At 67.6% G+C, this 7648-nt stretch carries 9 protein-coding genes; 3 read left to right on the forward strand and 6 right to left on the reverse strand.

What is annotated here, in order from left to right:
- Positions 1 to 40: 40 nt before the first annotated feature.
- The 6 genes from C5F48_RS08660 to C5F48_RS08685 all read right to left on the reverse strand — a co-directional run bounded on the left by C5F48_RS08660 (position 41) and on the right by C5F48_RS08685 (position 4101).
- Positions 41 to 967, reverse strand: coding sequence for an electron transfer flavoprotein subunit alpha/FixB family protein (locus C5F48_RS08660; protein ID WP_107663508.1), 927 nt, complete (start codon positions 965 to 967; stop codon positions 41 to 43).
- Positions 967 to 1728, reverse strand: coding sequence for an electron transfer flavoprotein subunit beta/FixA family protein (locus C5F48_RS08665; RefSeq protein WP_107663509.1), 762 nt, complete (start codon positions 1726 to 1728; stop codon positions 967 to 969). The genes C5F48_RS08660 and C5F48_RS08665 overlap by 1 nt, the downstream gene beginning before the upstream one ends.
- Before the next feature lie 125 nt (positions 1729 to 1853).
- The gene (locus tag C5F48_RS08670; RefSeq protein ID WP_107663510.1) at positions 1854 to 2432 is read right to left on the reverse strand and encodes a cob(I)yrinic acid a,c-diamide adenosyltransferase; all 579 of its coding nucleotides are present in this window, start codon (positions 2430 to 2432) and stop codon (positions 1854 to 1856) included.
- Positions 2432 to 2641, reverse strand: a complete 210-nt coding sequence (locus tag C5F48_RS08675; RefSeq protein WP_107663511.1) for a twin transmembrane helix small protein — start codon at positions 2639 to 2641, stop codon at positions 2432 to 2434. Before C5F48_RS08675 ends, C5F48_RS08670 begins: the two co-directional genes overlap by 1 nt.
- A 66-nt stretch (positions 2642 to 2707) precedes the next feature.
- On the reverse strand, positions 2708 to 3532 hold the full coding sequence (locus tag C5F48_RS08680; protein ID WP_107663512.1) for an SDR family NAD(P)-dependent oxidoreductase: 825 nt from the start codon (positions 3530 to 3532) through the stop codon (positions 2708 to 2710).
- A gap of 65 nt (positions 3533 to 3597) precedes the next feature.
- Positions 3598 to 4101 carry an SH3 domain-containing protein gene (locus tag C5F48_RS08685; RefSeq protein ID WP_107663513.1) on the reverse strand — a complete coding sequence of 168 codons (504 nt, stop codon included), beginning with the start codon at positions 4099 to 4101 and terminating at the stop codon, positions 3598 to 3600.
- A gap of 138 nt (positions 4102 to 4239) precedes the next feature.
- Here C5F48_RS08685 and C5F48_RS08690 point away from each other — a divergent pair, with 138 nt between their 5' ends.
- The 3 genes from C5F48_RS08690 to C5F48_RS08700 all read left to right on the forward strand — a co-directional run.
- Positions 4240 to 6543: a DNA topoisomerase IV subunit A gene (locus tag C5F48_RS08690; protein WP_107663514.1), complete on the forward strand. Its 2304-nt coding sequence runs from the start codon at positions 4240 to 4242 to the stop codon at positions 6541 to 6543.
- 105 nt (positions 6544 to 6648) lie between these two features.
- The gene (locus C5F48_RS08695; RefSeq protein WP_107663515.1) at positions 6649 to 7218 is read left to right on the forward strand and encodes a hypothetical protein; all 570 of its coding nucleotides are present in this window, start codon (positions 6649 to 6651) and stop codon (positions 7216 to 7218) included.
- Between the two features lie 97 nt (positions 7219 to 7315).
- Positions 7316 to 7648 (forward strand): GTP-binding protein (locus C5F48_RS08700; RefSeq protein WP_181247682.1); only part of this gene is annotated, 333 nt, incomplete at its 3' end.

The raw sequence follows: 7648 nt of genomic DNA on the forward strand, positions 1-7648 counted from the left end.
AGTCATATCAATCGGTTGGCTGGATTTTCACGCGTGAAAATCACAGCTTCCCGGTTAGCTCCGGCACCAGCGTGAACAGGTCGCCGACAAGCCCGTAATCGGCCACCTGGAAGATCGGCGCCTCCTCGTCCTTGTTGATCGCGACGATCACCTTCGAATCCTTCATCCCGGCGAGATGCTGGATCGCCCCGGAAATCCCCACCGCGATATAAAGCGTCGGCGCCACCACCTTGCCGGTCTGCCCGACCTGCCAGTCGTTCGGCGCGTAGCCCGAGTCGACCGCCGCGCGGCTCGCGCCCACGGCGGCGCCCAGCTTGTCGGCCAGCTGCTCGATCATGGCGAAGTTCTCCTCCGACCCGATCCCGCGCCCGCCCGAGACGACGATCTTGGCCGAGGTCAGCTCCGGCCGGTCCGAGGTCGCCACCTTGTCCTCGACCCAGGACGACAGCCCCTTGTCGCCGGCCGCGGCGATGGTCTCGACCGGGGCCGAACCGCCCGCCGCCGCCGCCTCGAAGGTCGCGGTGCGGATCGTCGCCACCTTGGTCGCGTCGCCCGACTTCACGGTCTGCACCGCGTTGCCGGCATAGATCGGCCGCTCGAAGGTGTCGGCATCGATCACCGCGGTCACGTCCGACAGAACCATCACGTCCAGGAGCGCCGCGACCCGCGGCAGCACGTTCTTCGCCGCCGAGGTGGCGGGCGCGAAGATGTGGCTGTAGCCCGGCGCGAGGCTGACGATCAGATCGGCCAACGGCTCGGCCAGCCCGTTGCCATAGGCGGCGTCATCGGCGGCCAGAACCTTGCCCACGCCCGCCAGCCCCGCCGCCTCGGCAGCGGCGCCCGACACGCCCGAGCCCGCCACCAGCACGGTCACGTCGCCCAGAACCTTCGCCGCGCTCAGCGCCTTGGCGGTGGAATCGAGCCCCAGCGCCCCGCCGGTCACTTCGGCAATCAGCAGAACAGCCATCAGAGCACCCCCGCTTCGTCTTTGAGTTTGGCGATCAGCTCGTCCACCGAGCCGACCTTGACGCCGGCCTTGCGGCCCGCCGGTTCGGTGGTCTTCACCACCGTCAGCCGCGGCGCGACATCGACGCCGTAATCGGCGGCGGTCTTCTCCTCCAGCGGCTTCTTCTTGGCCTTCATGATGTTCGGGAGCGAGGCATAGCGCGGCTCGTTCATCCGCAGGTCCACGGTGACGATGGTCGGCATCTTGACCTTGATGGTCTGCATCCCGCCATCGACCTCGCGCGTCACCAGCGCGGTGTCGCCCTCGATCGCCAGCTCCGAGGCGAAGGTGCCCTGGCTCCAGCCGAGGAGCGCGGCCAGCATCTGCCCGGTCGCGTTCATGTCGTTGTCGATCGCCTGCTTGCCGCAGATCACCAGACCCGGGGCTTCGGCCTCGACCACCGCCTTCAGCAGCTTGGCCACGGCCAGCGGCTCGATGTCCTGATGCACGTCATCGGCGGCCTGGATCAGGATGGCGCGGTCGGCGCCCATCGCCAGCGCGGTGCGCAGGGTTTCCTGCGCCTGCTTCACGCCGATGGAGACGACGACGACCTCGGTCGCGGCGCCCGCCTCGCGCAGACGGATCGCCGCTTCGACCGCGATCTCGTCGAAGGGGTTCATCGACATCTTCACGTTGGCCAGATCGACACCCGTCCCGTCCGCCTTAACGCGCACCTTGACGTTGTAGTCGATCACTCGTTTGACAGGCACAAGAACCTTCATCCGCGCAATCTCCCTTATCCGTGCCCCTGAGGGCATCATTCAAGCTCTCCCGCCCGTTGTTAGCCGCAACGCAGCACGGAAAACAGATCAAAACCGACAGGCCCTGATGCCGCTACGTCGCGTCTTCAGGCCTCGCGCGTCAGCCCCGGCACCCAGAGCACGTCGTCGGCGCCGTCGTTGTTGGCGATGCGGCCGGCGACGAAGAACCAGTCCGACAGCCGGTTGAGGTAGCGCACCGCCTCGGCATTGATCGATTCCATGGTGCCGAGCTCCACCGTCAGCCGTTCGGCCCGGCGGCAGATGGTGCGGCAGAGGTGCAGATGCGCCGCCAGCGCCGAGCCGCCGGGCAGGATGAAGCTGCGCAGCGGCGTCAGTTTGGCGTTCATCGCGTCGATCTCGCGCTCCAGCCGCTCCACCTGCACCGCGAGGATGCGCAGCGGGACGTAGGCCGCCTCGCTGTCGCGCTCCATATCGGGGCGGCAGAGGTCGGCGCCGAGGTCGAAGAGGTCGTTGGAGATCCGGGCGAGGGCCAGGTCCATCTCGCCGGTCGCATGCTGGCGGGCGAGGCCGACGGTCGCGTTGGTCTCGTCCACCGTGCCATAGGCGTTCACCCGGCTTGAATGTTTGGCGACGCGGGCGCCGTTGCCGAGCGCGGTCTCGCCGGCATCGCCGGTCTTGGTGTAGATCTTGGACAGGACGACCATTAGAAAACTCCGTATTGCCGCACCGCGACGAACAGCAGGATCAGCGCGACGGCGAAGGCCTGCGCGTAGATGCGGTAGCGCATGATGCGGTTGGCATGTTTGCGGTTGAAATCGCCGCCCTTGGCGAAGCCGCCGATGCCGACCAGCAGGATGAAGAGCACGGCCAGCACCGCGACGGCGGCGATGATGAAAAGCGGATCGTCGAGCATGGGGCGTCCTCCGGTGTGTCGGCGAGATGTAGCGGCAGGGGCGGCAAAAGCGAAAGCTATTTCGCTTCAGCCCCTGGAGATCACCCAGTCCAGCGCCCGGGTCGGCAGCAGCCGGCGGGCGATGTTCATCAGATGGGTGGGCGTGGTGATGAAGTAGCGCGGGGCCGGGCGCGGATGCTCCAGCGCCTCGATGAGCTTTGCGCTGACGGCGGAGGGCGGCAGCTCGAACCTATCGGGGCCGCGCTCCTCGTAGAGCCGTTTCAGCAGGCTCGTCTGGTATTGCGCGGCGCGGGCCGAGGCCTTCCAGTCGATCCAGCGCTCGAAGGCGGCGATGGAGTTCTTGCGGATGCGCGAGGTGACCGGCCCGGGCTCGAGCAGGATCACCTTGATCGGCGTGTCGGCCATCTCCAGCCGCAGCACGTCGGTCAGGCCCTCGAGCGCGAATTTCGTCGCCACATAGGCGCCACGCCACTGGTAACCGACGAGGCCCAGCACCGACGAACAGGTGACGATGCGCCCGTGGCCCTGCGCCCGCATCACCGGAATCACCCGGCGGGTGAGGTCATGCGTGCCGAAGAGGTTGACCTCGAAGATCTCGCGCAGCGCGCAGCGCGGCAGGTCCTCGACCGCGCCGGGGCAGGCGAAGGCGCCATTGTTGTAAAGCGCGTCGAGCGTGCCGCCAGTGCGGCGCAGGGTCTCGGTGACGGCCTCGCCGATGCTGGCCTCGTCGGCGAGGTCGAGGCGGAAGCTTTCCAGCCCCTCGGCCCTCAGCCGCTCGCAATCCGCTTCCTGCCGACAGGTGGCGAAGACGCGCCAGCCGCGCCTTTGCAGGGCGCGGGCGGCGTCGAGGCCGATGCCGGAGGAACAGCCGGTGATCAGGACGGATTTCACGGGGGTCTCCTGCGTTGCCCGCCCCCTGTTAGGAGGTTTGCCCGCAGGAGGCAAAGGGATCGGGGTCAGAAGGGGGCGACGCTCGACAGGTATTTCGACGAGACGAAGCCCTCGACGCCGTCGCCCTCGATGCGGATCGGGGCCCAGCCGGCCTCGTCGGCGCCGACCAGCAGCGCGGCCTCGCCCTCGGCCAGCCGGCCGATCACCGGAAAGCGGGTGGAGGGGCCGCTGCGCACGTTCACCAGCTCGGCGGTGACGTAGAGCAGGGGCATGGTTTCCTCGACCGGCGCGGCAAGCGCGACCGGCTCGACTCGCTCGGGGGCGGGCAGGACGACGATCGACGGCTTGGGCGGGACCGGCAGCTGGACGGCGGCCTGCGCCGAGGCGGAGAGGGCCGGCGCCTCGGTATCGAGCGAGGCGACCTCGACCTGCTGGATCAGAGGCTGCGCTTCGGCCTCGGGGGTGACGACGGCGGCGGCGAGGCCGGGGCGCATCTGGCCGTAATCGCGGCCGCCGATGAGCAGGGTCAGGAAAAGGGCTGCACAAAGCAGAAAGGTCAGGCGGAGCATGGAAATCCTCGCTCGTCGGAAAATGTTCTGGTGACGCTGGGTTGTACTGGGAGAATGCGGAAAGCCGCCGATGGTTCCGCGGAATCTTGCCGACGCATGAGGCTGGACCCCCGGCCTGCCTGCGACTAGAGAATGCGCATGACCCAGCCTCCCGAAGACCCGACCTCCCCGCCTCTCACCACGTCGGAGCCGCTGCGCCGCGCCATCGGCGAGCGCTACCTGACCTATGCGCTGTCCACCATCATGAACCGGGCGCTGCCGGATGCGCGCGACGGTCTGAAGCCGGTGCATCGCCGCATCCTGTTCGCGATGCGCGAGCTGCGGCTGTCGCCCACGGGGGGCTTCCGCAAGTCGGCCAAGATCTCCGGCGACGTGATGGGCAACTACCACCCGCACGGCGACGCGGCGATCTATGACGCGATGGCGCGTCTGGCGCAGGATTTCAACGTGCGCTACCCGCTGGTCGACGGGCAGGGCAACTTCGGCAACATCGACGGCGACAACCCGGCGGCCTCGCGCTATACCGAGGCCCGGCTGACCGCCATCGCCGAGACGCTGATGGAAGGTCTGGCCGAGAACGCCGTCGACTTCCGCCCGAACTACGACGGCACGCTGGAAGAGCCGGTGGTGATGCCGGCCGCCTTTCCGAACCTGCTGGCGAACGGGTCGTCCGGCATCGCGGTCGGCATGGCGACCAACATCCCGCCGCACAACCTGCACGAGCTGATCGACGCCTGTCTCGCCATCATCAAGACGCCTGCGATCGAGGAGGAGGCGCTGGTGGCGCTGGTGCCCGGCCCGGATTTCCCCACGGGCGGCGTCATCGTCGAGCCGCGCCAGTCGATCATCGACAGCTACCGCACCGGGCGGGGCAGCTTCCGGCTGCGTGCGAGGTGGAGCGTCGAGGATCTGGGCCGCGGGACATGGCAGATCGTCATCACCGAGATCCCCTATCAGGTGCCGAAGTCGCGGCTGATCGAGAAGCTGGCCGAGGTGATCCAGACCAAGAAGGTGCCGCTCCTGGCCGATGTGCGCGACGAATCCGCCGATGACGTGCGCATCGTGCTGGAGCCGCGGGCCCGGACGGTGGACCCGGAGATGCTGATGGGCATGCTGTTCCGCAGCACCGATCTCGAGATCCGCTTCAGCCTGAACATGAACGTGCTGATCGACGGGCGCACCCCCAAGGTCTGCTCGCTGAAGGAGGTGCTGCGCGCCTTCCTCGACCACAAGCGCGACGTGCTGCTGCGCCGCAGCGAGCACCGGATGGAGAAGATCGACCACCGGCTGGAGGTGCTGGAAGGCTTCATCATCGCCTTCCTCAACCTCGACCGGGTGATCGACATCATCCGCTACGACCCGGACCCGCGCGGCGCGCTGATGGCCGAGCGCTGGGGACGGGAGTTCCCGCGGGCGATGTCGGAGAAGGATTACGTCTCGCCCGAGCCGGGCGAGGGCGAGCTGACCGAGGTGCAGGCCGAGGCGATCCTGAACCTGCGGCTGCGCAGCCTGCGCCGGCTGGAAGAGCTGGAGCTGATCGCCGAACGCGACGCGCTGATGAACGAGCGCGCCGGGCTGGAGGACCTGCTGGCCAACGAGCCGGTGCAGTGGAAGCGCATCGGCGCCGACCTGCGGATCATCCAGAAGACCTTCGGCAAGGGCACCAAGCTCGGCAACCGCCGCACCGAATTCGCCGAGGCGGGCGAGGTGGAGGAAGTCTCCTACGAGGCGATGATCGAGCGTGAGCCGATCACGGTGATCTGCTCCAAGATGGGCTGGATCCGCGCCATGAAGGGGCACCAGCCGCTCGATACCGAGGTGAAGTTCAAGGATGGCGACGAGGGTCGCTTCCTGTTCCATGCCGAGACCACCGACAAGATCCTGCTGATCGGCTCCAACGGGCGGTTCTACACGCTGCTTGGCGCCAACCTGCCCGGCGGGCGCGGCATGGGCGAACCGGTGCGGCTGATGGTCGACCTGCCGAACGAAGCCGCCATCGTCGATCTGGCGATCTGGCGCCCGGCGGAGAAGCTTCTGGTCTGCTCCACCGCGGGCGACGGGTTCATCGTGCCCTCGGAAGAGGTGCTGGCCCAGACCCGCGCCGGCAAGGCGGTGCTGACGGTGAAGGAGGGCGTGACGCTGGCGCTCTGCCGTCCGGTGAAGGGCGACCATGTCGCGGTCATCGGCGAGAACCGCAAGCTGCTGGTCTTCGAACTGGGCGAGCTGCCCGAGATGGCCAAGGGCAAGGGCGTCCGGCTGCAGAAATACAAGGACGGCGGTCTGGTCGACGCCATCACCTTCAACTGGGCCACCGGCATCAGCTGGAAGGAGACCGGCGGCCGCACCCGGTCGGAACCCGACATGAGCGAGTGGAAGGCGGCCCGCGCCACCGCGGGCCGCATGGCCCCGCGCGGCTTCCCGCGCGACAATCACTTCGCCTGAGAGGGGCCCGGACCGGCGATGGTCCGGGCCTTCGCTTTTGGCGTCACGGTTGCGCAGGGGCCGCCGCCACGCTATGCGGGCAGAAGCACAGCACAGGATTTTCCCATGTCGTTTTTCCGCGTGACGGCCTTCTGCCTTGGTCTGGCCCTCGTCGCGGGCTGCGAACGCAGCGATCTGGAAGAGCCGCCGGTCCCCTTGGGCGACTTCGCGCTGGGCCTGAACATCGTCGTGGCCGACAATGTCGAGAAGGTGCCGATCTCGCGCACCGCGACGGTGGAGGAATGGGAAGCGGCGATGAAGCACGCGGTGCGGAGCCGCTTCGGCCGCTACCAGGGCAGCAAGCTCTACAACATCGGCATCAGCGTCGACGGCTATGCGCTGGCCCCGCCCGGCATCCCGGTGGTGGCCGCGCCGAAATCGGTGCTGGTGGTGACGGCGAACATCTGGGACGACGCGGCGCAGAAGAAGCTGAATGCCGAGGGCAAGCAGATGACGATCTTCGAGAGCCTGTCGGGCGAGTCGGTGATCGGCACCGGCCTCACCCGGTCGAAGAAGCAGCAGATGGACGCGCTGTCCTACAATGCGGCCAAGCAGGTGGAGCGCTGGCTGCTGGAAAATCCCGAGTGGTTCGGCCTGCCGCCGCTGCCGCCCAAGCCGGTGGAACGGGGCAACTGAGCCACGGGAGGCTTGATTTTCCCCTTGCCAATGGATAAGTGCCCTCGCGGTGTAGAACAGGGCATTCCGGCCCCCCAATTCCGCGAGGCGCCACCCAATGGCAAAGGCAAAGTTCGAACGTAACAAACCGCACGTCAACATCGGCACGATCGGCCACGTTGACCACGGCAAGACGACGCTGACGGCGGCGATCACCAAGTATTTCGGCGAATTCCGCGCCTATGACCAGATCGACGGCGCGCCGGAAGAGAAGGCCCGCGGGATCACGATCTCGACCGCCCACGTGGAATACGAGTCGGAAACCCGTCACTACGCCCACGTCGACTGCCCCGGCCACGCCGACTATGTGAAGAACATGATCACCGGCGCCGCGCAGATGGACGGCGCGATCCTGGTGGTGAACGCGGCCGACGGCCCGATGCCGCAGACC

Origin of the sequence: Cereibacter changlensis JA139, assembly GCF_003034985.1 — a bacterium.
GTDB classification, from domain to species: Bacteria; Pseudomonadota; Alphaproteobacteria; order Rhodobacterales; family Rhodobacteraceae; genus Cereibacter; species Cereibacter changlensis.